At 70.6% G+C, this 21,953-nt stretch carries 23 protein-coding genes; 13 read left to right on the top strand and 10 right to left on the bottom strand.

Annotation, left to right across the window (positions count from 1 at the left end; translation table 11 throughout):
- Window positions 1–22: 22 nt before the first annotated feature.
- Window positions 23–1,477, top strand: a complete 1,455-nt coding sequence (locus ACPCJR_RS09045; RefSeq protein ID WP_391511840.1) for a cobyric acid synthase — start codon at window positions 23–25, stop codon at window positions 1,475–1,477.
- Between the two features lie 12 nt (window positions 1,478–1,489).
- On the opposite strand, the gene ACPCJR_RS09040 is transcribed toward ACPCJR_RS09045, so the two are convergent.
- Complete coding sequence (locus ACPCJR_RS09040) at window positions 1,490–2,569, bottom strand: DUF3616 domain-containing protein (RefSeq protein WP_391511839.1); 1,080 nt, start codon at window positions 2,567–2,569, stop codon at window positions 1,490–1,492.
- Between the two features lie 48 nt (window positions 2,570–2,617).
- On the bottom strand, window positions 2,618–3,616 hold the full coding sequence (gene cbiB / locus ACPCJR_RS09035) for an adenosylcobinamide-phosphate synthase CbiB (protein WP_391511838.1): 999 nt from the start codon (window positions 3,614–3,616) through the stop codon (window positions 2,618–2,620).
- An 18-nt stretch (window positions 3,617–3,634) separates the two neighbouring features.
- Between cbiB and cobD the strand changes: the two genes are divergently transcribed.
- Entirely contained in the window at window positions 3,635–4,633 is a 999-nt protein-coding gene (gene cobD, locus ACPCJR_RS09030) for a threonine-phosphate decarboxylase CobD (protein ID WP_391511837.1), read from the top strand.
- Window positions 4,634–4,640: 7 nt separating this feature from the next.
- Here the strand turns inward: cobD and ACPCJR_RS09025 are convergent, their stop codons facing one another.
- Complete coding sequence (locus tag ACPCJR_RS09025; protein ID WP_391511836.1) at window positions 4,641–5,807, bottom strand: MFS transporter; 1,167 nt, start codon at window positions 5,805–5,807, stop codon at window positions 4,641–4,643.
- Between the two features lie 328 nt (window positions 5,808–6,135).
- Here ACPCJR_RS09025 and ACPCJR_RS09020 point away from each other — a divergent pair, with 328 nt between their 5' ends.
- A complete protein-coding gene (locus ACPCJR_RS09020) occupies window positions 6,136–6,339 on the top strand; it encodes a hypothetical protein (protein ID WP_391511835.1) in 204 nt (67 codons plus the stop codon).
- A gap of 21 nt (window positions 6,340–6,360) precedes the next feature.
- Here the strand turns inward: ACPCJR_RS09020 and ACPCJR_RS09015 are convergent, their stop codons facing one another.
- The gene (locus ACPCJR_RS09015) at window positions 6,361–7,017 is read right to left on the bottom strand and encodes a TadE/TadG family type IV pilus assembly protein (RefSeq protein ID WP_391511834.1); all 657 of its coding nucleotides are present in this window, start codon (window positions 7,015–7,017) and stop codon (window positions 6,361–6,363) included.
- Complete coding sequence (locus ACPCJR_RS09010; protein WP_391511833.1) at window positions 7,011–7,634, bottom strand: TadE/TadG family type IV pilus assembly protein; 624 nt, start codon at window positions 7,632–7,634, stop codon at window positions 7,011–7,013. Before ACPCJR_RS09010 ends, ACPCJR_RS09015 begins: the two co-directional genes overlap by 7 nt.
- A 470-nt stretch (window positions 7,635–8,104) precedes the next feature.
- Here ACPCJR_RS09010 and ACPCJR_RS09005 point away from each other — a divergent pair, with 470 nt between their 5' ends.
- Together ACPCJR_RS09005 and ACPCJR_RS09000 are read left to right on the top strand one after the other, a co-directional pair.
- Window positions 8,105–9,514, top strand: a complete 1,410-nt coding sequence (locus tag ACPCJR_RS09005; protein ID WP_391511832.1) for a malonyl-CoA decarboxylase — start codon at window positions 8,105–8,107, stop codon at window positions 9,512–9,514.
- A 133-nt stretch (window positions 9,515–9,647) separates the two neighbouring features.
- On the top strand, window positions 9,648–10,004 hold the full coding sequence (locus ACPCJR_RS09000) for a CsbD family protein (protein WP_391511831.1): 357 nt from the start codon (window positions 9,648–9,650) through the stop codon (window positions 10,002–10,004).
- 56 nt (window positions 10,005–10,060) lie between these two features.
- Here the strand turns inward: ACPCJR_RS09000 and ACPCJR_RS08995 are convergent, their stop codons facing one another.
- The gene (locus ACPCJR_RS08995) at window positions 10,061–10,846 is read right to left on the bottom strand and encodes a 3-hydroxybutyrate dehydrogenase (protein ID WP_391511830.1); all 786 of its coding nucleotides are present in this window, start codon (window positions 10,844–10,846) and stop codon (window positions 10,061–10,063) included.
- 264 nt (window positions 10,847–11,110) lie between these two features.
- Here ACPCJR_RS08995 and ACPCJR_RS08990 point away from each other — a divergent pair, with 264 nt between their 5' ends.
- The 7 genes from ACPCJR_RS08990 (at window position 11,111) to ACPCJR_RS08960 (ending at window position 16,848) form a co-directional block, all read left to right on the top strand.
- Complete coding sequence (locus ACPCJR_RS08990; protein WP_391512094.1) at window positions 11,111–12,064, top strand: acetyl-CoA carboxylase carboxyltransferase subunit alpha; 954 nt, start codon at window positions 11,111–11,113, stop codon at window positions 12,062–12,064.
- A gap of 13 nt (window positions 12,065–12,077) precedes the next feature.
- Window positions 12,078–12,803: a DUF1796 family putative cysteine peptidase gene (locus tag ACPCJR_RS08985; RefSeq protein WP_391511829.1), complete on the top strand. Its 726-nt coding sequence runs from the start codon at window positions 12,078–12,080 to the stop codon at window positions 12,801–12,803.
- 148 nt (window positions 12,804–12,951) lie between these two features.
- Entirely contained in the window at window positions 12,952–14,343 is a 1,392-nt protein-coding gene (locus ACPCJR_RS08980; protein ID WP_391511828.1) for a L,D-transpeptidase family protein, read from the top strand.
- A gap of 124 nt (window positions 14,344–14,467) precedes the next feature.
- Window positions 14,468–15,358 carry a polyphosphate kinase 2 gene (gene ppk2 / locus ACPCJR_RS08975; protein ID WP_391511827.1) on the top strand — a complete coding sequence of 297 codons (891 nt, stop codon included), beginning with the start codon at window positions 14,468–14,470 and terminating at the stop codon, window positions 15,356–15,358.
- Between the two features lie 146 nt (window positions 15,359–15,504).
- A complete protein-coding gene (gene rplS, locus ACPCJR_RS08970) occupies window positions 15,505–15,912 on the top strand; it encodes a 50S ribosomal protein L19 (RefSeq protein WP_331285460.1) in 408 nt (135 codons plus the stop codon).
- Between the two features lie 130 nt (window positions 15,913–16,042).
- Entirely contained in the window at window positions 16,043–16,450 is a 408-nt protein-coding gene (locus ACPCJR_RS08965; RefSeq protein ID WP_391511826.1) for a nucleotidyltransferase domain-containing protein, read from the top strand.
- Window positions 16,447–16,848 carry a HEPN domain-containing protein gene (locus tag ACPCJR_RS08960; RefSeq protein WP_391511825.1) on the top strand — a complete coding sequence of 134 codons (402 nt, stop codon included), beginning with the start codon at window positions 16,447–16,449 and terminating at the stop codon, window positions 16,846–16,848. Before ACPCJR_RS08965 ends, ACPCJR_RS08960 begins: the two co-directional genes overlap by 4 nt.
- Before the next feature lie 116 nt (window positions 16,849–16,964).
- Here ACPCJR_RS08960 and ACPCJR_RS08955 read toward each other — a convergent pair whose 3' ends face one another.
- On the bottom strand, window positions 16,965–18,161 hold the full coding sequence (locus tag ACPCJR_RS08955; protein ID WP_391511824.1) for a lytic murein transglycosylase: 1,197 nt from the start codon (window positions 18,159–18,161) through the stop codon (window positions 16,965–16,967).
- A 277-nt stretch (window positions 18,162–18,438) separates the two neighbouring features.
- Between ACPCJR_RS08955 and rpsD the strand changes: the two genes are divergently transcribed.
- Complete coding sequence (gene rpsD / locus ACPCJR_RS08950; protein WP_391511823.1) at window positions 18,439–19,056, top strand: 30S ribosomal protein S4; 618 nt, start codon at window positions 18,439–18,441, stop codon at window positions 19,054–19,056.
- Between the two features lie 75 nt (window positions 19,057–19,131).
- Here the strand turns inward: rpsD and ACPCJR_RS08945 are convergent, their stop codons facing one another.
- The 3 genes from ACPCJR_RS08945 to ACPCJR_RS08935 form a co-directional block, all read right to left on the bottom strand.
- Window positions 19,132–20,184, bottom strand: a complete 1,053-nt coding sequence (locus ACPCJR_RS08945) for an NAD(P)H-dependent flavin oxidoreductase (RefSeq protein WP_391511822.1) — start codon at window positions 20,182–20,184, stop codon at window positions 19,132–19,134.
- Between the two features lie 48 nt (window positions 20,185–20,232).
- On the bottom strand, window positions 20,233–21,075 hold the full coding sequence (locus ACPCJR_RS08940; protein WP_391511821.1) for a CDP-alcohol phosphatidyltransferase family protein: 843 nt from the start codon (window positions 21,073–21,075) through the stop codon (window positions 20,233–20,235).
- 76 nt (window positions 21,076–21,151) lie between these two features.
- The gene (locus ACPCJR_RS08935) at window positions 21,152–21,862 is read right to left on the bottom strand and encodes a phosphatidylserine decarboxylase (protein ID WP_391511820.1); all 711 of its coding nucleotides are present in this window, start codon (window positions 21,860–21,862) and stop codon (window positions 21,152–21,154) included.
- Window positions 21,863–21,953: the final 91 nt, after the last annotated feature.

Here is a 21,953-nt window from a genome sequence, read left to right as displayed (position 1 = left end):
CGACACAGCGAAAAGCCCGCCGATGAGCCGCGCCCTGATGATCCAGGGCACGGGCTCGGATGTCGGCAAGTCGCTGCTGGTGGCCGGTCTCGCCCGCGCCTTCACCCGGCGCGGGCTCACCGTGCGCCCGTTCAAGCCGCAGAACATGTCGAACAACGCCGCCGTCACCGCGGATGGCGGCGAGATCGGCCGCGCCCAGGCGCTCCAGGCCCGTGCCGCCCGCGTCGCGCCCTCCGTCCACATGAACCCGGTGCTGCTGAAGCCGCAGAGCGAGGTCGGCGCGCAGGTGGTGGTGCAGGGGCGGATGATCGGCACCGCGAAGGCGCGGGAGTATCAGGTCTGGAAGCCGCGCCTGATGGAGGCCGTGCTCGACAGCTTCGAGCGCCTGCGTGCGCAGGCCGACATCGTGCTCGTGGAAGGCGCGGGCTCGGCCGCCGAGGTGAACCTGCGCCGGGGCGACATCGCCAATATGGGCTTTGCCCGCGCGACGGGCACGCCGGTGGTGCTCGTCGGCGACATCGACCGCGGCGGCGTCATCGCGAGCCTCGTCGGCACCCAGGCCGTGCTGGAGCCCGAGGACGCGGCGATGATCCGCGGCTTCATCGTCAACCGCTTCCGCGGCGACCCGACGCTGTTCGCGGACGGCATGACGGGGATTGCCGCCCGTACCGGCTGGACGCCCTTCGGCCTCGTGCCCTTCTTCCCCGAGGCCGGCCGCCTGCCCCCGGAGGACGCCCTGGCCCTCGACGCGCCGGACCGGCGGCGCGGGGGCGTGCCGCTGATCGCCGTTCCCCGCTTCCCGCACATCGCCAATTTCGACGATCTCGATCCCCTGCGGCAGGAGCCCGGCGTCGCGGTCGTCTTCGTCGCCCCCGGCGAGCCGATCCCGGCGGAGGCCGACCTCATCGTCCTGCCAGGCTCCAAGACGACGATCGACGATTGCGCCTTCCTCCAGGCGCAGGGCTGGGACATCGACATCCGCGCCCATCTGCGCCGCGGGCGGCGGGTGCTCGGGCTGTGCGGCGGCTACCAGATGCTCGGGCGCTCCATCGCCGACCCCGAGGGGATCGAGGGCGCGCCGCGTAGCCTGCCGGGGCTCGGGCTCCTCGATGTCGAGACGGTGATGACCGGCGAGAAGCGCCTCGTCGCGGTCACCGGCACGACGCTGGCCGACGGCCTGCCCTTCGCGGGCTACGAGATGCATGTGGGCGACACGACCGGGCCCGACGCGGCCCGCCCGCTCCTGCGCTTCGCCGACGGCCGGCCGGACGGGGCGGTCTCCGCCGACGGGCTCGTGGCCGGAACCTATGTCCACGGCCTGTTCGCGGACGACCGGCAGCGCGCCGCCTGGCTCGCCCGGCTCGGGGCCGATGCCGGCCTCGAGAGCTACGAGGCCGGCATCGAGGCGGTGCTCGACCGCTTCGCCGACCACCTCGAAACGCATCTCGATTGCGGCGGGCTGCTCGCCCTGCGCTGAGCGCGGGTCCCGTCAAGGCCCGGAGGTCAGCGCGGCGGGCACCCGGTAGCTGCGCGGCCCGCCGTTCCGGAGGCCGTCGAACAGCACCAGCACGCGGTCGCGGCCGAGCACCGTCACCGCCTCGGCCTTGCCGCCGCGGTCCGGTCCGTCGAGCGTCTCCAACGCCCCGAGCGCCTGCGGCTCGCCGCCCTTCGCCGGATCGAACAGGAAGAGCCGGTCGGCGATCCCCGTCTGCTCCTGGGCCGGACCGGTGAGCAGCAGGAGCCGCCCGTCCCCGAGCGCCGCCAGATCACGGATGCCGGCACGTTCGCCGACCGGAACCGCAATCGTCCGCGTCCTTCCGCGATAAGCCTCGTGGCCCGGAGCGAACAGCGCCCCGAGCTCGGCTTCCACGAGGAAGGCCTTGCCGTCGATCGCGGGGGCCCGCAGGCCCGCGTAGAGCCGGTCCCCCACCACGGCGATGCCCTCGACGTTGAGGCCGTTGCCCTGCATCAGGCTCTTGAGAAAGAAGGCCTTAACCGTCTCGGAAGCGGCGAGGACGTCGCCGAGACGGTAGCTGGTCTCGACCGCCGCGTCGCCTTTCCGCTCGGGCTTGCCGTCGGCATCGACGCGAAGGCGGGCGAGGATCAGCGACGAGGTCCTGAGCCGGTCCTTGTTGCGACCGCAGCCATGCGAGCCGACGACGTAGAAGTAGGGCGCGGCGTAGGCGACGCCCTCGCCGTCGAACTCCTTGAACTCTGCCGGTTTCTCGGAAGGGCATTGCAGGTCGGTCCGCAGCGTCCCGAGGGTGGCCGGGTCCGGTTCCTTGCCGATCAGGTCGATCGTCTTGCCGGGCTCGATGGCCCCTGCGTCGATCGTCAGGAACTGCGCGGCCCGGCTCTCGTCGTCGACGATGAGGCAGCGCCGCTTGCCCGCCTTCTCGGGGAGGCAGGCGATTCCGCTGACGTCGTTGGCCGCCTCTCCCTTCTTGCCCTTCAGGTCGTCGGTGAAGCGGAAGGACCCGCTCTCCGGCTTCAGCGTGTCGGCCGCGAGCGCGGGGAAAGAGGCGCCGCCGAGGAGAAGGGCGAGACAGACTCCGCTCGACACGCGCATGGCCTCACTCTCCCCTGCCTTTCGAGGGCACCCTCGCAGGTGCCGGACTCAAGAGAAATAGAGCCAGAAGCCGGTCCCGGCCGCCACCAGGGTGAATTGGAGGGCGCAGGCGGTCCGATAGAGCTTCAGGGCGCGCAGGATGTCGTCGGCGCTCGCCTGCGCCCGCCCGTCGCCCATCCAGGCATCCTCGACGCGGGTGTCGCCGTAGATGCGCGGGCCGGCCAGCCGCAGGCCCAGCGCTCCCGCCATCGCCGCCTCGGGCCAGCCGGCATTGGGCGAGCGGTGGTGCCGGGCATCGCGGCGGATCGCGCGCCACGCCCCCGCCGCGCTGGCATCCCGGCTCAGGAAGGCGGCGGCGATCAGCAGGAGCGCGGTCAGCCGCGAGGCCGGCAGGTTGACGAGGTCGTCCAGCCGGGCCGAGGCCCAGCCGAACGCCTCGAAGCGCGGCGTGCGGTGGCCGACCATGCTGTCGGCGGTGTTGATCGCCTTGTAGAGCGCCCCGCCGGTGAGCCCGCCCGCGCCGATCCAGAAGGCCGGGGCGACCACGCCGTCGGAAAAGTTCTCGGCGAGGCTCTCGATGGCGGCCCGGCAGACGGCGGGTTCATCGAGACTTTCGGGGTTTCGCCCGACGATCATCGAGACGGCGTGCCGCCCGCCCGCCAGCCCCTCGGCCCTCAGCGCCTGGGCCACCCGCCGGACATGGAGGAACAGGCTGCGCTGGGCGGGCAGGCTCGCGGCGAGCAGCGCCAGGAGCAGCAGGCCGAACCCGTGCCAGGCGAGGCCGGCAAGCGCCGTGAGGATGAGCGAGCAGGCGGCCACCGCCGACAGCAACAGGCCGAGGGCGAGCACGCCGCCCCGCCGCCGCGCGGGGGCATCGCCCCGGTTGAGGCGTCCTTCCAGGGCAGTGATGAGGCGGCCGATCCAGGTGACAGGATGGCCGAGCGCGCGATAGAGGCGGTCGGGATAGCCGGCCACGGCCTCGATCAGCAGGGCCAGCGCCAGGATGCCGAGGGCGTCGGGCGGGTGGGTCAGGGCGGTCGAGGGCATCGTCGGTGCGGGGCGAGGATGGAAGGGCGCGGCGTGCGGGCGGACGGTTCGGAGGACGCGATCCCGCATGGCGGCGATCTCGACGCGGCCCGCCGGCTGTTTCCCGACGCGCCCGAGCCGTGGATCGACCTCTCGACCGGCATCAACCCCGTGCCCTATCCGCTGCCGGCCTTCGAGGCCAGCGCCCTGCACCGCCTGCCCTCCCCCGCCGACCTCGTCCGGCTCAAGACGGCGGCCGCGGCGGCCTACGGCGCGCCGGGGCCGGAGAACGTCGCCGCCGCGCCCGGCACGCAGATCCTCATCGAGACCCTGCCGCGGCTGGTGGAGCGCGCGCGGGTGGCGGTGGTCGGGCCGACCTATGCCGAGCACGCCGCCGCCTGGGCCCGCGCCGGTCACGCCGTGCGGATCGTCGCCGAGCCGGCGCAGGCCGTGGGCGCCGATGTCGTGGTCGCGGTGAGCCCCAACAATCCGGATGGACGGGTCTTTTCCCGAGAGGCGCTGAGGCGCTTGGCCGGCGACGGCGGGTTCGTCGTGCTCGACCAGGCCTTTGCCGACCTCGAGCCCGTGGAGGCCGTGGCGCCCGGTCCCGGCCTCGTCGTGCTGCGCTCCTTCGGCAAGACCTACGGCCTTGCCGGCCTTCGCCTCGGCTTCGCGCTGGCCGCGCCGGAACTGGCGCGGCGCATCGAGGCCGCGCTCGGTCCCTGGGCGGTCTCGGGACCCGCCATCGCCGCCGGCTGCACTGCGCTGCCGGACACGGCGTGGCTTCACGAGGCGGCCGGCGCGCGGGCGCAGGATGCAGCGCGGCTCGACCGGATGATCGGGCGGGCCGGCGGCCGGATCGTCGGCGGCACCAGCCTGTTCCGCACGGCCGGATTCGACGACGCGCCGAACCTGTTCCGCCGCCTCGGCGAGGCCGGGATCTACGTCCGCCGCTTCCCCGAGAGCCCCGGGCTGCTGCGCTTCGGCCTGCCGCCCGACAAGACGGCGTGGTGCCGCCTGTCGCGGGTGCTGCGGTAGGCGGTGCTCAAGCCGGCTTGGCCCGGCCGCCGAGCCAGGACACGGCGAGCGCCGCGAGCGCGAAGGTGCCGCCGACGATGCAGACGCCGAGCCAGCCCGCCAGCAGGAAGGCCCGCGAGCCGAGGAAGGCGCCCGCCGCCCCGCCGATGAAGACCGCGGTGAAGAGTACGGTGTTGATACGCCCCCGCGCGCCGGGAACGAGCGCGTAGGCCCGTGTCTGGTTGGCGATCAGCGCGCCGTTGATGCCGATGTCGAGAAGCAGCACGCCGGCCGCGATGGCGAGGAGCGAGCCCTGCCCCGCGAGGGCCAGCACCGCGAAGGCCGCGGCCACCAGGACGCTGCCCGCGATCACCACGGGCCGCGCCCCGCGCCGGTCGCTGTAGCGCCCGGAATAGGGGGCGATCAGCGCGCCCGCCACGCCGATCACGCCGAACAGGCCCGCCCCGGCCGAGGTCAGATCGAAGGGCGGCGCCTCGACGAGAAGGGCGAGCGTCGCCCAGAACGCGTTGAAGCTCGCAAACAGCAGCGCCTGGGACAGGCTGGCATTGCGCAGGATCGGCTGGCTGCGCACGAGATGGAGCAGCGAGAGCATCAGCGCCCGGTAGCGCAGACGCTGCTTGGCGGCCGTTCGCGGCAGGGTGCGGAGGGCCACCAGCGCCATGGCGAGCGCGAGGCCCGCGGCAGCGAAGAAGACCGCGCGCCAGCCCAGATGCGCGCCCAGGAAACCGCTGGCCGTGCGCGCGAGCAGGATGCCGGAGAGAAGCCCGGTCATCACCCCGCCGACGATCCGCCCGCGGCTGGCATCGGGGGCGAGCTCGGCCGCGAAGGGCACCGCCTGCTGCGCCGCGCAGGCCAGCACCCCGATGACGAGGCTCGCCGCCGTGAGGCTGGCGAGGTTCGGGCTCGAAGCCGCCGCGACCAGGGCGGCGGCGAGCCCGAGCAACTGCCAGACGATCAGGTCGCGCCGCGGCAGAGCGTCGCCCAGCGGCACGAGGAAGAGGATGCCGAGCCCGTAGCCGACGAGGCTCGCGGTCGGCACGGCCAGGGCGGCGTGCTCATTGAACTCGGTGACGAGCACCGCGAGCAGCGGCTGATTGTAATAGATGTTGGCCACCGCCCCGCCGGCGATCAGGGTCAGCCCGATTCGGGTCAGGGGCGCGATGTCGCGGCTCATCGGGAGCCTCCCCGCTCGGGGCAGGGGCATGGGCAAGGGCGCGGGGAGCGGGACGGCGTCATGAGCATGGCCCGCCCCTTACGGCAGGCCTGCGCCGGAGTGCCAGCCCCGGACGCTCGACCCGGTCCGGACGGTCGCGCGGCAGACTGTCCCCCTCCGTTCAGGAAGCGCGCAGTAGCATGCGGGCCGTGACGTCCTATATGTGAAAAAGCCCGCGGAAAGTCTCTGCGTTCGCAGCGGCTTGACCGGGCAGGCCGTTGCTCGTGGGCGCCGAATGGCGCACATCTCTCAGGAGAGCCGGACAACCGCTTCAGCGAAGGAGTTGTGTATGCCGAACTACCGCGTCCAATTCGCGAAGCAGATCCTCGGAGTGTCCTTCACGGTCGGCTGCGTCGAGATCGCGCGGGCGCGCGATCCGGAGCGGGCTCTGCGTGCGGCCGAGATTCGCTTCGCCCGTTCACGCGGCGTGATGGATTGGCGTGAGCGGGCCGACACGGCCGCCCTCGCCGATGCCGGAGCGGTGGACGGCTGAGCCCGGCTGTCCGGCCGAGGCTCAGAGTTTGGCCGGACAGACCTGACCGCCGGGGAACACGATCTCCCGCTCGGAACTTTCTCCCTCGACCCCTCCCCGGGCCGGCCATGTCAGGCTTTCGTTCCAAGAGAACGAGAGGTCGAGCGGACCGAGGAAGCGCGTCAGAAAGGCTTCGAAGAGGGGCTGATAGTCCATCGCGACTTCGGCCGAGATGTAGCGGGCGCCGGCCCGGCCGTAGATCGAGGGAATGGCGAGCTTCTTGGAGGCATCCTTCCTCTGTGCGGCGCTCTGAGCGGGCCAGCTCGAGCAGACGAAGGGCGTCAACTTCCCCTTGTCGCTGTAGACGCCGATGGCGGCGAGCTTCATCGTCGCCCCGGAGGCCGGGAACGGCGCCAGGATGGGCTCGGCCGCCCCCGTGATCTGGCTCATCAGCGAGGCCGAGATCGGATTCGTCCCATCCCCTTGCGAGGTCAGTTCGGCGAGCGTGCGGGCGAGCGCGGAGACCTTGTTGCGGTTGTCGATGGCGTTGACGTACTCGGCCGCCCCGACGATCAGGATGAACAGGATCGGCACCAGCACGGCGAACTCGATCGTCACGGCGCCGGATTCGTCCGCGATGCGGCGCCGTTCGACGCCCCGCACGCACAGGCGCTGCAGCGAGTCGCGCAGCCTCAGCACGTCCCCGCCCCCGTGACCGGATAGGGTTCGACGCGAATCACGGTGGCCGCCTGCACCAGCGCGGCGTTGCCCGCGAACCCGGCCAAGCCGAGTTTGAACATGGGAACGAGGAGCGGCAGCCGGACAGCCGCGCGGATCACCGCGATGCTCGTGGGCCCCGGGCAGGAATAACTCGTTCCGAACGTGTCCGACCACGTACCGGTCTTGGCATCGACCACCGGTCCCGAACCGCCGCTGCCGGAGATCTTCACGTCCACCTTCAGGTCGTTGCAGGTGTAGAACAGGGCCGGCGCATCGGAATTGCCGCACATGACCGCACGCAGATTGCTGGTGATCGCGGCGGCGTTGGCCGTGCTGCTGGTGCCTCTCTGAAAGCTTCCGGTCATGAGGGCGCGCGCGCCGACCTGAAGGGCATTGTCGAGGTTCTGCCGGGCCAGATAGACGATCGCGTACTGGAACAGCACCATCATCAGGACGAGCATCAGCGTTCCGAAGAAGGCGAACTCGATGGCCGAGGCGCCGCTGTCGTCCCCGAGGAATCGGCGCGGCGCTCGAAGGCCCGGTTCCGCTCTCGCGCCCCGGCGATCCGATCCGGCGAGACCGGGCAACCGGATCATCGGACGGATTCTTTCCGCTGGAAGCACGCACCGAGGCCGGGCGGGCGCGACATCGGCGGCGTCTTCCTCCCGCCGATCCGGTCGTGAGTCGGCAGACGCAAGAAGCGACGAGGCAGCGGCGGAAGCTCAGCCGCCGGAAGGAGCGCATCTCGGCCCGAAACAATCATTTGTAATAGAGGAAGCCGTGGACTGTGAACGTATTGAATATGTGCTTTAGCTCGTTGATGAACCTTTAAACTGATCTGATCGAATCGATATCGCTTCCGTCGGCGGACATCTCTTCGCCTTGCCCGCTGAAATCCTGCGGGGGCGGGGCGTGACGGGATCGCCACCCCTCGCGCCAGATGGTGGACCAAGGGCAGGTCCGGCGGCGATGCGGCTGGCGCGCGGAGACCGCACGCCTTAGGTTTCCGGCGATATCGCGCCCATCTCCCGGGCGGCGGTCAGGCGGTTCCGGAGGCTTGCCGGTCATGGCGGCGATCTCGTTCCTCGGCGATCTCATCCAGACCATCAGCGACCGTGGGCGCGACCTGATCGGCCTGTCCCGCGGCGACCTCGCCCGGACCGCGAGCCCGGCCGATCTGGCGCGGCTGTGCGAGGATCTGATCTCGCGACGGGGCGAGGCGTCCGGCGTGGCGCTGGCCCGGCTCATTCTCGACCGCTACGCCGCGCTTCCGCTGGAGGAGCGGCTGATCTTCCTCGGGATCGTCGCGAACGAGTTCGGGGCGGATCACGCGGCGGTGGAGCAAGCCATCGCGGGCTACCGCGCCGACCCGACCCGGGCGCGGCTCGGACTGCTGCACGAGGCCGCCGAGCCCCGCTCGCAGGAATTGATCCGCCGGCTCAACCTCGCCCGCGGCGGCACGCTGGCGCTGGTGCGGATGCGCGAGGATCTCTTCATCCTGCGCAAGCATCTCAAGGACCAGAGCGCCGACCCGCAGATGATGGACGCGGCGGTGAGCCTCGACAGCGATTTCGAGCACCTGTTCGCCTCGTGGTTCAACCGGGGCTTTCTGGTGCTGCGTCCGATCGACTGGACGACGCCCGCCCACATCCTCGAGAAGATCATCCGCTACGAGGCGGTTCACGAGATCGCCGATTGGGACGAGCTTCGCCGCCGCATCGAGCCGCCGGACCGGCGCTGCTTCGCCTTCTTCCATCCGGCCCTGCTCGACGAGCCGCTGATCTTCGTGGAGGTGGCGCTGACCGCCGGCATCGCCGCCGCGATCCAGCCCATCCTCGCCGACGGGCGCGAGCCGGTGGCCGCCCGCGCCGCCACGACGGCGGTCTTCTACTCCATCTCGAACTGCCAGAAGGGCCTGGCCGGCGTCACCTTCGGCAATTTCCTGATCAAGCAGGTGGTCGAGGATCTCGCCCGCGAGATTGCCTCGCTCAAGACCTTCGTCACCCTCTCCCCGGTACCGGGTTTCCGCACTTGGCTCGACCGCGAGCGCGGGGCCGACGCGCCGCAGGGCCTGACGCGGGAGGACGTGGAGGCGCTGCGCCTGCTCGATACCGACGAGTGGCGCGGCGACAAGGCGAAGTGCGAGGCGGTGCGGCGGGCCATGATCCCGGCAGCGGCGGCTTATTTCCTGCGCGCCAAGAACGAGCGGGGCCGTCCCCTTGATCCGGTCGCCCGCTTCCATCTCGGCAACGGCGCTCGGCTGGAGCGCCTGAACTTCTTGGGCGACACCTCGAAGAAGGGCCTGCGCCAGTCCTACGGGCTGATGGTCAACTATCTCTACGACCTTTCGGCCATCGAGAAGAACCACGAGACCTATGCCAATCTCGGCACCGTCGCGACCTCGTCGGTGGTGAGCCGCGAGCTGCGCGCGAACCTGCCGCCGCCGCGGGCGATGGTGCTGGCCGAGGCCGGGTAAGACCGCGTCAGGCGGGGGCCGAGCGCCGCTTTTTTGCTGCGCCGCGGGACCGAAAGGCCCTTCGGACGTTTCCCTGTCCGACGCCCGCCCGAAACCGAAAGGTGGCGGACGCGACAAGGAAGGGAGTTCCACCATGGTAGATACGGATCGCATCGTCGGCACCGCCAAGGATCTCGGTGGGCGGACGCAGGGTGCCGTGGGCGATGCGCTCGGCTCCGACCGGGACTCGCTGGAGGGACGCTACCGGGAGGCCGAGGGCCGGGCGCAGCGCGTCTACGGGCAGGCGAAGGACACCGTGCGCGACATCGCCGACGATGTCGGCGGGTACGCGGAGGACGCCTACGACCGGATCAGCCGCCACGGCGGCACCTATCTGCGCGACGGGCGCGAGCGGGTCGAATCCCAGGTGGGCGAGAACCCCTTCCTGGCGCTGCTGATCGCCGGCGCGGTCGGCTACGGCCTCGCCCTGCTGCTGCATTCGCGCCGCTGAGCGAAGGAGCCGACCGCGGCCTGCGGGCGCGGTCGGTGCAACGGACCGGGACGGCGCTACTGCGCCGTCCAGCCGCCATCCATGGCGAGGTTGGCGCCGGTGATCTGGCTGGCGCCGTCGGAGCACAGGAACACGGCCAGCGCCGCGACCTGATCGACCGTCACGAATTCCTTGGTCGGCTGCGCCTTGAGCAGCACGTCCTCGATCACCTGCTCCTTGGTCAGGCCGCGCGCCTTCATCGTGTCCGGGATCTGGCTCTCGACCAGCGGCGTCCAGACGTAGCCGGGCGAGATGCAGTTCACGGTGATGCCGTGGGTGGCGAGTTCGAGCGCCGCCGTCTTGGTGAGACCGACCACGCCGTGCTTGGCCGCCACGTAGGCCGACTTGTAGGGCGAGGCGACCATCGAGTGCGCCGAGGCCGTGTTGATGACCCGGCCCCAGCCCTTCGCCTTCATGTGGGGGATCGCCGCCCGCAGCGTGTGGAAGGCCGAGCAGAGGTTGAGGGCGATGATCTGGTCCCACTTCTCGATCGGGAATTCCTCGATCGGCGCGACGTACTGGACGCCGGCATTGTTCACGAGGATGTCGACGCTGCCGAAGCTGTCGGCGGACAGCGCGATCAGGCCGCCGATCTCGTCGGGCTTGGTGAGGTCGGCGGGCGAGTAGACCGCCTTCACGCCGAACTCGCTCTCGATGCCCGTGCGCGTGCGCTCGATCTCCTCGGGCTTGCCGAAGCCGTTGAGGACGACGTTCGCGCCCTCCTTGGCGAAGCCGCGGGCGATGGCGAGACCGATGCCGCTGGTCGAGCCGGTGACGACGGCCGCTTTCCCATTCAGGCTCATGCACAATCCCTCCGCTTGCGGGCCGCGCGGACCCTCGCGCCGACCGACTTGCCCCAACCGGACCGCGAAGTCGATTGCGCTGCACTGCGGTCGCTGACGGGCGCCAGCGGTTGACACCCATCCCCGCTTCCCCGAACACCGCGCCCGGCCGCGGGTTCGCGCGCGCCTTGGTCTCGAAGCGGATTCCGATTCGAACCCGGGCGCGCGGCGGGGCCGAGCCGCGCGGATGCCGAGCAAGAGTTGGACCCACGATCGATGGCGGTGATGCGCTCCTATCTCGACTTCGAGAAGCCCGTCGCGGAGCTCGAAGCGAAGCTCGAGGAACTCAAGGCCCTGGGCCAGCGCGACGGCGCCGTCTCGATCAGCGAGGAGGTCGGACGGTTGGAGGCCAAGGCCGCTCAGGCGCTGGCCGAGATCTACGCCGCCCTCACGCCCTGGCAGAAGACGCAGGTCGCCCGCCATCCGCAGCGGCCCCACTTCGTCGATTACTGCGCCGGGCTGATCGAGGAATTCACGCCGCTGGCCGGCGACCGCAGCTTCGGCGAAGACGAGGCGATCCTCGCCGGCTTCGGGCGCTTCCGCGGCCGGCCGGTCCTCGTGCTCGGCCAGGAGAAGGGCGCCACCACCGAGGCGCGGCTGCGCCACAATTTCGGGATGGCCCGGCCCGAGGGCTACCGCAAGGCCGTGCGCCTGATGGAGACCGCCGACCGTTTCGGCCTGCCCGTGATCGCTTTCGTCGACACGGCCGGCGCCTTCCCCGGGATCGAGGCGGAGGAGCGCGGTCAGGCCGAGGCCATCGCCCGCTCCACGGAAGCCTGTCTCGGGCTCGGCGTGCCCAACGTCGCCGTGGTCATCGGCGAGGGCGGTTCGGGCGGCGCCATCGCCATCGCCACCGCCAACACCGTGCTGATGCTGGAACACGCCATCTACAGCGTGATCTCGCCGGAGGGCGCCGCCTCGATCCTCTGGCGTGACCAGGGCCGCGCCCACGACGCCGCCACCGCCATGAAGATCACCGCGCAGGATCTGCTGCGGCTCGGCATCATCGACGGCATCGTGCCCGAGGCGACCGGCGGCGCCCACCGCGACCGCAAGGCCGCGCTCGACGCGACCGGCGAGGCCGTGGCCCGCGCGCTCGCCGAGTTCGAGGGGCTGGGCCGCGACGAGATCCGCGACCGGCGGGCGCAGAAGTTCCTCGAGATCGGGCGCAAGTTGTGATCGGCGGCGCGGCGTGAAGCGGCCCACCGGCGCCGGGCTTCTCAGCGGCCTGCGCCGTCTCGGCCTACGGGACCTGCGCGAGCCCGGGCCCGTCAACCACATCTCCCTGGGCAGCCACTGCCACACGGCGCAGCTCCTCAAGGGGCTGGGCCTGCGCACGTGGTCCGCGCCCTTCGACTGGATCTTCTCCTCGCCGGGGATGGTGCGCGACTGCCTCGCCGACGACTTTTCGGACCTGCTCGACCGGCGCCACTACGAGAGCACGCCGGTCGGTGAGCGCGTGGCGCCGGACGAGACCCGCTGCCGGCATCGGCTCTACCGCGACCGGCACGCCATCCCCTTCGTCTTCAACCACCACGACCCCGCCACGAGCGAGGAGGATTACCGCTTCCTGCAGGCGGGCGTGCGGCGGCTGCGGGCGGCGCTGACCCGGCCGGGCGCGCGCAACGCCCTCTACCTGCTCACCGCCCTTCCGACCGAACCCGGGACGGTGCGGGCGATCCGCGACGGGCTGGCGGCGCGGGCCGCCGCGGCCGGTGCGGAAAATCACCTCACGATGATCAGCTTGCGGCAGGGCGAGGAGCCCTCCGTCCAGCGCCTAGCCCGGGAGCCGTATCTCGACTGGCTCGCGGTGACGACGCGCTCGCCGTCGGTCGGCCTGCGCTTCGCCGACCCGGCCGATGACGCCTTCGTGAAGGGTCTGCTGCCGCTCGCACGGCGCTTTGGTGCAGAACCGTGACCGTTCCGCCACGCTCGTCCACAAACCGTCCGGCCGCATTGCGGTAAGGTTCGGGTAAGTCTACCCGGGCTATTGGGTTCGGGGAGTGACGTCCGCACAAGAGGCAGGAGAAGCCTCGCGGGCGAGGACACGTAAGGACGGGTTCCCCATGGCTGTGCGTCCGTTTGCGGCGACTGCTCTCGTCGTTCTGGCGATGACCCTCGGCGCCTGCCAGGACAGCGCCATGCTCGGCGGCGCCTCGACCCGCAGCCTGACTCCGATTCCGCCCCAGGTCGTCTCGCTCATGCAGACCAAGGGGATGAGCCAGTCCGACCCGATCCTGATCCGCGCCTTCAAGAAGGAAGCGGAGATGGAGGTGTGGAAGCGCGGCGCGAACGGCCAGTACGCGCTCCTCAAGACCTATCCGATCTGCCGCTGGTCGGGCCAGCTCGGCCCCAAGACGAAGCAGGGCGACCGGCAGGCGCCGGAGGGCTTCTACACGATCACGCCGGGTCAGATGAACCCGAACTCCAGCTACTACCTCTCCTTCGACGTGGGCTATCCCAACGCCGTGGACCGGGCCAAGGGCGGCACCGGCAACTACATCATGGTGCACGGCACCTGCTCGTCGTCGGGCTGCTTCGCCATGACCGACGCTTCGATGTCGGAGATCTACGCGCTCGCCCGCGAGGCCTTCGGCGGCGGTCAGCGGGCCTTCCAGTTCCAGTCCTATCCCTTCCGGATGACGGCGGCGAACATCGCCAAGTTCCGCAACGATCCTAACGCGCCGTTCTGGAAGAACCTCAAGGAGGGCTCGGACTATTTCGAGACCCTCAAGGAGGAGCCGCGGGTCGCGGCCTGCGGCACCAAGTACGTGTTCGGCGGCGCCGACGTGGCCGCCGGCAACTGCACGCCGCGGGTCGATCCGCTCGTGGCGGAGAAGCGCGACCGGGACAGCCGCGACGTCGCCGACCTGATCGCCAAGGGCACGCCCGCCACCCGCGTCGTCTACGAGGACGGCAGCCAGAACCCGGTCTTCCGCCCGCAGAAGCCGGAGGGGCCGGCCTTCGCCAGCCTGATCGAGACCGACAAGGACAAGGAGAAGGAAAAGGAACTCGCCTACACGGCCAAGGAATACGGGCGCTACCATCTCGGCGAGATCAGCCGGCCGGAAAGCCTCGCCCTGGGTCCGAACGAGTTCGAGGTCGATGCCAAGGGCAAGCCGGTCCTCGTGGCCGCCGCGCCCGCCGACGCCCCCGGCCCGACCAAGGCCGCCGCCGCCCGCAAGGAGCAGGCGAAGCCGACGACCGTCGTCGCCGTGCAGGAGCCGGCCAAGACCGGCGGCAAGGCGCTGAGCGACAAGGCCAACCGCATCACCGTGGCCGATGCGGACGGCGATGTCAGCGCCTTCAGCAAGGTGCTCGCCAAGAAGGACGTGAAGGCCGCCGAGACCGCCCCGGCCAAGCCGAAGCCCGCGGCCAGGGAAACGGTGAAGGACGCGCCGGTCGCCTCGACGAAGCCGCACGCATCCGTGACGACGACCGGCTCGGTGCGCAACTGACCGTGCGGCGGCGACCTCGCGCCGCCCTCGACCCGACCGCGGTTTCCGCCGGGCGAGCTTCGCCGGCCTGTCACACGAGAATGCTCTAAGCGTCCGGCCCACCTCGACGACCGGACCCGGCCCCATGCGCGACGACAGCCGCCCGCACGCCTACGATTTCGACGCCATCCGCCGCGAACTGGCCGACAGCTACGACGAGGAACTGGAACTCGGCTTCGACGAGGCGCAGGAGACCGACGACTCCCTGTCCCGGCGGGCCTACTTCCACGAGCTGCTGCGGCTCCAGCACGAGCTGGTGCGCCTTCAGGACTGGGTAAAGCACGAGGGCCTGCGGGTCGTCGTCCTGTTCGAGGGGCGCGACTCGGCCGGCAAGGGCGGCGTCATCAAGCGCATCACCCAGCGCCTCAATCCCCGCATCTGCCGCGTGGTCGCCCTCCCCGCTCCGAGCGAGCGGGAGCGCACGCAATGGTACTTCCAGCGCTACGTCACCCACCTGCCGGCGGCGGGCGAGATCGTGCTGTTCGACCGCTCCTGGTACAACCGCGCGGGCGTCGAGCGGGTCATGGGCTTCTGCACCGAGGACGAGGTGGAGGAGTTCTTCCGCTCCGTGCCCGAATTCGAGCGCATGCTGGTGCGCTCCGGCATCCTGCTGGTGAAGTACTGGTTCTCGATCACCGACGCCGAGCAGGCCCTGCGCTTCCACATGCGGATCGAGGACCCGCTGAAGCAGTGGAAGCTCTCGCCGATGGATGTCGAGTCGCGCCGCCGCTGGGAGGATTACACCCGCGCCAAGGAGGACATGCTGGCGCGCACCCACATCCCCGAGGCGCCCTGGTGGGTGGTCGAGGCGGTCAACAAGCGGCGCGCCCGCCTCAACTGCATCAGCCACCTCCTGGAGCAGATCCCCTACCAGACCGTGGCCCACCCGCCGGTCGTGCTGCCCGACCGCGTGCGCAACGCCGACTACCTCCGCGCGCCGATCCCGCCGGAGATGTTCGTCCCGGCCCGCTACTGAGCGGAGCCGGCCGCCTCCCCGGCGCGCGCGGGAGCCCATCGACAAAGCCGCGCGCATCGGGTACAGGCCCGGCCAACTCACAACAGGATGCCGAAATCCTGACGCCCGGGCCTCACCGGACGGGCGCTAACGGCCGGAGCTTTCCAATGAACATCATCGAGCAGCTCGAGCGGGAAGAGATCGCCCGCCTCGCCAAGACCATTCCCGATTTCGAGCCGGGCGACACGGTCATCGTCAACGTCCGCGTCAAGGAAGGCGAGCGCACCCGCGTCCAGGCCTACGAGGGCGTCTGTATCGCCCGCAACGGCGGCGGCCTCAACGAGAGCTTCACCGTCCGCAAGATCTCCTATGGCGAGGGCGTGGAGCGCGTCTTCCCCGTGCATTCGCCGATGATCGATTCGATCAAGGTGGCCCGCCGCGGCAAGGTCCGCCGCGCCAAGCTCTACTACCTGCGCGACCGCCGCGGGAAGTCCGCCCGTATCGTCGAGCGCTCCGACCGCTCCGAGAAGGCTGCCAAGGCCCAGAAGGCCGCCGCCGCCACCGCCGCGGAGTAAGCCGTCGGAAGGCGGCTCCCCGGAGCCGCTGTCACCGCCGCGCCCGTCCCGAGATGATCGGGGCGGGTTTTTTGTTTGATCAGCTTCGTGCACATTGATCGATGCGCCCGGCGCCGGTTGGAAACGAAGGTTGGCGCCGGTCGACGGGGTGGATCACCAGCCGATGTCCGATCCGATGCAAGACACCGAGGCCGGCCGATCGCCGTTTCCGGACGATGTGACGGAGTGCAGCGTGCGCGCCTTCCTCAGGCGGATCGGTGCACGTTACCCGATCCGAGAGATCATCCTGTTCGGGAGTCGTGCCCGCGGCACGCATGGGGACGACAGTGACATCGACCTGGCCGTGGTCCTGGACGGCGACGGCGCCGAGAGAAGCCGGGTTTCAGGCGAGATGGCGGAGATCGCCTTCGATGTGCTGATGGAGACGGGCCTGCTCGTCCAGGCGCTGCCGCTCTGGGAGCGTGAATGGCGAGAGCCGGAGCATTTCTCCAATCCCACACTGATCGCCAACATCCGGCGGGACGGGGTGCCGCTGTGAAGCCGACGCCTGCCCTGGCCTTCCTTGAGAAGGCCGAGCACGCTCTGGTCGCGGCGCGGCTGCTCTTGCAGGCCGCAGATACCGAAGGCGCCTGCAGCAGGGCCTATTACGCCATGTTCGATGCGGCGCGGGCTTCGATCATGGCGGTAGAGCCCCTCTCGGAGGCAGCGACCGTCAAGACGCATCGAGGCTTGATCGCCGCTTTCGGACAGACCCTGGTGCAGACGGGTCGCGTGGACGCCGCGCTCGGCCGCGCCTTCAACCGACTGCAGGATATTCGCATACGCGCGGACGACATGGCCGGGGCGCCGTCCTCCGAGGAGGCCGAGTGGGCCGTGACACAGGCCGCCGACTTCGTGGCAGTGCTTCGGAACGAGTTCTTCTCAGACTGCGCCTGATCCGCGGCGCATCGCCGCCGCAGGTGCCGTACTCGATCGCATCGGATCGAGTGCGGCTTCAGACGTCCGACGGATGGCTCCCCCGGTGCGAAGCCGCATCCGCTTCGGCAAGGACATCACCCCCGCCGCAGCGCCTCCAGCACCTTGCCGCCCGGACGGCCCGTCGCCGGCATGCCGAGGCGGCGCTCCACGTCCTTGATGGCCTCGCGGGTCTTGGAGCCGACCTTGCCGTCCGGCTCGCCGACATCGTAGCCGCGGGCGATCAGGCGGGTCTGGAGGTCGCGGCGCTCGGCGCGCGAGAGCGGCGGGTCGTCGGTCGGCCACTCGGCCTGGACACCCGGGCGGCCGCGCAGGCGGTCCGAGAGCACGGCAATGGCCAGCCCGTAGGATTCGGCGGCGTTGTAGGAATAGATCGCGTCGAAGTTCTTCGTCACGAGGAAGGCGGGGCCGTTGATGCCGGCGGGCGCGATGATGCCGGCGGGGCCCTCCCCGCTCAAGGGGCGGCCGTCGATGCGGGTGACGCCGAGCGAGGCCCAGTGGCCGACCGCGTGCTTGTTCTTGCGGCCGGCGCCCGCGACGTTGAAGCCGCGCGGCAGCCGCACCTCGTAGCCCCAGGGCTGGCCGTTCGACCACTTGGCCACGCGCAGGAAGTTGGCGGTCGAGGCGACGGCGTCGGCCACCGAATCGACCACGTCGCGGCGCCCGTCCCCGTCGCCGTCCACGGCCAGACGCTGGTAGGTCGTCGGCATGAACTGCGTCTGGCCGAAGGCGCCGGCCCAGGAGCCGGTCAGGCGCGAGGCTTCGATGTCGCCGCGCTCGATGATCTTGAGCGTCGCGATCAACTCGCCGCGGAAGAAGTCGCGGCGGCGGTTGCCCGAGCAGGCGAGCGTGGCCAGCGACTGCACCAGCGGCATCTTGCCGAGGTTCTTGCCGAAATTCGACTCGACGCCCCAGACGGCGGCGATGGTGTGACGGTCGACGCCGTAGCGGGCCTCGGCATTGGCCAGCGCTTGCGCGTGCTGACGCATGGCGGCGCGCCCGTCCTCGACGCGCTCCTCGTCCACCAGCGCCGACATGTAGTCCCAGATCGGCGTCTTGAACTCCGGCTGCGCCTGGGAGAGCTCGATCACCTTGTCGTCGTAGGCGATGTTGGCCGTGGCGGCCTGGAAGGTCCGGGCCGAGACCCCGGCCCCGGCGGCCTGGGACTGGATGCCCGCGAGGCAGGACTGGAAGTCGGCCCGGGCTGGGCCGGCGGCGAGGGCTCCGGCGAGGGCGAGCGCGATCAGGCTCGTGCGGGTGGCTGGCGTCGGCATGGGTCGGCGCTCCGTCAGTTTCCGGGGAAGGGTCTCGCGCGATTCAGGCGATACGAGGGTTAACGAAGCGTGACGCGCCGGCCCGGCAGCCGGCTCCGGAATTGACGGCGCGGGCGTACTCGTTTAGCAGGCGAGCCGTGGACGGGGCTCCTGATCGGGGCCCCGTACCCTTTCATGCGCACCCGCGGGCGGTAACAGCCGCCCTGTCGCCCTCGCCGCGTCAGCGAGGAGGGAGAGGAGGGCGCGTTCCTCATAAATTTGTTCCAGAGGAACAGCGATGTCAAAACGCGTTCAGGCGAAGCACAAGCTCGATCGCCGCATGGGCCAGAACATCTGGGGCCGCCCGAAGAGCCCCGTGAACCGCCGCGAGTACGGCCCCGGCCAGCACGGCCAGCGCCGCAAGGGCAAGATGAGCGACTTCGGCACGCAGCTGCGCGCCAAGCAGAAGCTCAAGGGCTACTACGGCAACATCACCGAGAAGCAGTTCCGCCGCTACTACGCCGAGGCGATTCGCCTGCGTGGCGACTCCGGCGAGAACCTGATCGGCCTGCTCGAGCGCCGCCTCGACGCCGTGGTCTACCGTTCGAAGTTCGTGGCGACCCCGTTCGCCGCGCGCCAGTTCGTCAACCACGGGCACATCAAGGTCAACGGCCGCCGGGTCAACATCCCGAGCTACCAGGTCAAGGCCGGCGACGTGATCGAGGTGAAGGAAGCATCCCGCCAGCTCGAGATCGTGGTCGTGGCCTCGCAGCTTTCCGAGCGCGACGTGCCGGACTACATCGAGGTCGATCATCACAAGATGACCGCCCGCGTCACCCGGATCCCGGGCCTGTCCGAGGTGCCCTACCCGGTGCAGATGGAGCCGAACCTCGTCATCGAGTTCTACTCGCGCTAAGAATATTCTCTTCGGAACCATCCGGAGACGGAAAAGGGCCGCCCCTCGGGGCGGCCCTTTTTCATGTCGACCCCGTCAGGCCGGGACGGCCGCCGCGAGAAGGCGCGTCAGCTCCGCCGCCGGCATCTCCCGCGAGAGCCCGACCGCCTGCCCCGACCAGAGCGGGGAGAAGTCGCCCGAGCCGCGTGCCTCCGCAGCCGTGCGCAGGAGCTGGAGCGCGACGGCCGCCCCCGGAAAGGCGGGGGCGAGCGAACTGACCGGACCGAGTTCCCGCACGGCCCGGGTCAGCAGGCCGCGGGCGGGGCGGCCGGTGAGCACGTTCGTCAGCACCGTGTCCTCGTCCCGCGCCGCGCCCAGGGCCGCGCGGTAGGGGGCGGAGATGCCGGCCTCCGGGCAGCGCAGGAAGGCGGTGCCGACCTGAACCGCGCTGGCGCCGAGCGCGAAGGCCGCCGCGACGCCGCGGGCATCACCGATGCCGCCCGCCGCGATCACCGGCACGGCGACCGCGTCGGCGATCTGCGGCACCAGCGCAAAGGTGCCGACCTGGCAGGCTGCCGCTTCGGTCAGGAACATGCCGCGATGGCCGCCGGCCTCCGCGCCCTGGGCGATCACCGCATCGACGCCGTGCTCGGCGAGCCAGCGCGCCTCGCGCACGGTGGTGGCCGAGGACAGGATCAGGCAGCCCACGTCCCGCACCCGCTGCAGCAACGCCTCGGCAGGCAGCCCGAAATGGAAGCTGACGACGCGCGGGCGCAGCTCCGCCACGAGCTCGGCCATCGCCTCGTTGAAGGGCGCCCGGTTGGCCATGCTCACCGGCGCCGCCGGATCGAGGCCGAACGCTTCGTAATAGGGGGCGAGTGCCGCCCGCCACGCCGCCTCGCGATCCGGGTCCGGCGCGGGTGGCCGATGGCAGAAGAAGTTCAGGTTGAACGGCGCGTCCGTCACCTGCCGGATGGCGGCGACCTCGGCGCGGACCTGCTCGGGCGTGAGCGCGGCGCAGGCGAGCGAGCCGAGGCCGCCGGCAGCGCTGACGGCGGTGGCCAGCGCGGCCTTCGGCCCGACCATCGGTGCCTGGACGATCGGAGCGGCGATCCCGACCAGACCCGCGAAATCCGTGCGTCCCGCCATCCCGCTCTCCTCACATTGCCGACGGCGCGGACCGCCTTCGGGACGGTTCTACACCCCGGGCGCGGCCGGCCGCTCCGCGGTCTCGTCGGTGGCCTCGTTCGCCGCTTCCTGCTTCAGCCGCTTGCGGTACTGCACGGCGCCGAAGGGAATGGCCGCGAGGTAGCACAGGCTGACCACCGTGATCGCCTCGAAGGGGAAGCTGATCACGAGGCCGAAGCCCACCACGACGACGAGGAAGATCGGCACCACGAGGTCGCGCGGCACGCGCTTGCCCCAGGTTTTGCCCGAGAAGGTCGGCACCGTGGAGACGACGAGGAGCGCGATCACCAGCACGTAGGCCAGGATCACCGGCGTGCCCCAATGGTCGAAGGGCAGGCCGAGGAAGTGGAGGTAGAGCGGCAGCATGCCGGTGAGTGCCCCGGCGGGGGCGGGCATGCCGACGAAGTAGTCCTTCTTCCATTCCGGCCGGTTGGGGTCGTCGAGCATCGCGTTGAAGCGCGCCAGCCGCAGGCACATGGCGATGGCGAAGACGAGGGCCACGATCCAGCCCACCGACTTCAGATTGTGCAGGGTGAAGCTGTAGAGGATCAGCGCCGGGGCGCAGCCGAAATTCACGAAGTCGGCCAGCGAATCGAGTTCGGCCCCGAAGCGCGAGGTGCCCTTCAGCAGGCGCGCCACGCGCCCGTCGATCCCGTCGAGGCCGGCGGCGACGATGATGGCGATCACCGCGGGCTCGTAGCGTCCCTCGAAGGCCAACCGGATCGCCGTCAGCCCGAGGCAGAGCGCCAGCAGGGTGATCATGTTCGGGGCGATCATCCGGAACGGCACCGGCCGGAACCGGCGCGGCCGGTCGTTCGCGTCCGGCGCGAAGGGTGGGAACAGATCGTCCATGTCGCCCCTTGCGTCGTCGCCTCTCGGCCCGCCGCCTCTCGGCTCGTCGTCTCTCGCCATCGCGCGGCTCGCTTCCTCAGATGCGGCGGAAGGCCCGCTCCGGCCCGCCGCCGAGATCGGCCAGCACGGTCTCGCCGGCCACCGCCTTCTGGCCGAGCCCGACCAGCACGCGGGTGCCGACCGGCAGGTAGACATCGACGCGCGAGCCGAAGCGGATCAGGCCGAAGCGCTCGCCGACCTGCCGGGTGTCGCCCGCCGAGACGAAGCCGACGATGCGCCGGGCCACGAGCCCGGCGATCTGCACCACGCCGATGCGCAGGGGCTGTCCCTTATGCGTCGTCTCCATGACGATCCCGTTGCGCTCGTTGTCGTCGCTCGCCTTGTCGAGCTCCGCATTGAGGAACAGGCCCGGCGTGTAGTGGATCTGCCCGATCGTGCCGGAGACCGGCACGCGGTTCACGTGGCAGTCGAACACGTTCATGAAGACCGAGATCCGCAGCATCGGCTCGTGCGAGAGGTCGAGTTCCGGCGGGGGCAGCACGGTCGAGATCAGGTTCACGCGCCCGTCGGCGGGGGAGACGACGAGGCCGTCGCCCACCGGCACCACCCGCTCGGGATCGCGGAAGAAGTAGCAGACCCACAGCGTCAGGATCAGGAAGATCCAGCCGAAGAATTGCGAGAAGTAGCCGAGCACCACCGTCAGCACGATGCCGATCAGGATGAAGGGATAGCCCTCCTTGTGGATCGGAACGAGCGTCCGGCGGATCGTCTCGATGAGGTCGGTCATGGGCTCCGAAGGGGTCCGGCGGGGCGAATCTGACCCGCCGGATGGCAGGGGGGCGCGGTTCCGTCAACCGCCGGACCCGTCGCGGCCCGGT

The sequence above is a fragment of the Methylobacterium sp. NPDC097929 genome (genome assembly GCF_049543375.1).
In the GTDB taxonomy this organism is placed as follows: domain Bacteria; phylum Pseudomonadota; class Alphaproteobacteria; order Rhizobiales; family Beijerinckiaceae; genus Methylobacterium.
Note: the sequence above shows the minus strand (reverse complement) of the source record. Positions and strands in the feature narration are given on the sequence as shown.

Coding starts and splice junctions, on each gene's coding strand:
- ACPCJR_RS09040 (WP_391511839.1), bottom strand. CDS start 2,569: ATGCGCGTGTCGAGCGGAGTCTGTCTCGCCCTTCTCCTCGGCGGCGCC.
- ACPCJR_RS09045 (WP_391511840.1), top strand. CDS start 23: ATGAGCCGCGCCCTGATGATCCAGGGCACGGGCTCGGATGTCGGCAAG.
- cbiB (WP_391511838.1), bottom strand. CDS start 3,616: ATGCCCTCGACCGCCCTGACCCACCCGCCCGACGCCCTCGGCATCCTG.
- ACPCJR_RS08980 (WP_391511828.1), top strand. CDS start 12,952: ATGGCTGTGCGTCCGTTTGCGGCGACTGCTCTCGTCGTTCTGGCGATG.
- ppk2 (WP_391511827.1), top strand. CDS start 14,468: ATGCGCGACGACAGCCGCCCGCACGCCTACGATTTCGACGCCATCCGC.
- ACPCJR_RS09020 (WP_391511835.1), top strand. CDS start 6,136: ATGCCGAACTACCGCGTCCAATTCGCGAAGCAGATCCTCGGAGTGTCC.
- rplS (WP_331285460.1), top strand. CDS start 15,505: ATGAACATCATCGAGCAGCTCGAGCGGGAAGAGATCGCCCGCCTCGCC.
- ACPCJR_RS09010 (WP_391511833.1), bottom strand. CDS start 7,634: ATGATCCGGTTGCCCGGTCTCGCCGGATCGGATCGCCGGGGCGCGAGA.
- ACPCJR_RS08990 (WP_391512094.1), top strand. CDS start 11,111: ATGCGCTCCTATCTCGACTTCGAGAAGCCCGTCGCGGAGCTCGAAGCG.
- ACPCJR_RS09000 (WP_391511831.1), top strand. CDS start 9,648: ATGGTAGATACGGATCGCATCGTCGGCACCGCCAAGGATCTCGGTGGG.
- ACPCJR_RS08935 (WP_391511820.1), bottom strand. CDS start 21,862: ATGACCGACCTCATCGAGACGATCCGCCGGACGCTCGTTCCGATCCAC.
- ACPCJR_RS08995 (WP_391511830.1), bottom strand. CDS start 10,846: ATGAGCCTGAATGGGAAAGCGGCCGTCGTCACCGGCTCGACCAGCGGC.
- rpsD (WP_391511823.1), top strand. CDS start 18,439: ATGTCAAAACGCGTTCAGGCGAAGCACAAGCTCGATCGCCGCATGGGC.
- ACPCJR_RS09025 (WP_391511836.1), bottom strand. CDS start 5,807: ATGAGCCGCGACATCGCGCCCCTGACCCGAATCGGGCTGACCCTGATC.
- cobD (WP_391511837.1), top strand. CDS start 3,635: ATGGAAGGGCGCGGCGTGCGGGCGGACGGTTCGGAGGACGCGATCCCG.
- ACPCJR_RS08955 (WP_391511824.1), bottom strand. CDS start 18,161: ATGCCGACGCCAGCCACCCGCACGAGCCTGATCGCGCTCGCCCTCGCC.
- ACPCJR_RS08940 (WP_391511821.1), bottom strand. CDS start 21,075: ATGGACGATCTGTTCCCACCCTTCGCGCCGGACGCGAACGACCGGCCG.
- ACPCJR_RS09005 (WP_391511832.1), top strand. CDS start 8,105: ATGGCGGCGATCTCGTTCCTCGGCGATCTCATCCAGACCATCAGCGAC.
- ACPCJR_RS08945 (WP_391511822.1), bottom strand. CDS start 20,184: ATGGCGGGACGCACGGATTTCGCGGGTCTGGTCGGGATCGCCGCTCCG.